Genomic DNA, 279 nt, shown 5'->3' with positions numbered 1-279 from the left:
CGCCACTGAAACTCATTGAACGTCGCTTGGTCGATATACACCGCAAACACCAACCCCTTCCCGCAGTGACTGTTGGCCGTGCCCACCCCCTGCTTGCAGTAGAAGAAGCGCGGCTTGTCCGACGCAAAGGTGTAGTCGAAGGGACGCAGGTTCGGCACGTCGTTGGGGTTGAAGTTGTTGAAGTCGGTGTCGACGTCGGTGCCCTGGAGCTTGGTGCAGGGCGCGTCGAAGGTCGACTCGGTCAGCGTGTGGTTCTTGCCCAGGAAGTCGAAGTGCACG

General features: G+C 59.9%; 1 protein-coding gene. It reads right to left on the bottom strand.

What is annotated here, in order from left to right:
- A partial coding sequence (locus PZC42_RS24500; protein WP_277214065.1) for a hypothetical protein occupies window positions 1–279 on the bottom strand: 279 nt, incomplete at both ends.

Origin of the sequence: Isoptericola croceus, from assembly GCF_029382255.1 — a bacterium.
GTDB classification, from domain to species: Bacteria; Actinomycetota; Actinomycetes; order Actinomycetales; family Cellulomonadaceae; genus Isoptericola; species Isoptericola croceus.
The sequence above is the reverse complement of the archived record's forward strand: the minus strand, read 5'-3'. Positions and strand labels throughout refer to the sequence as shown.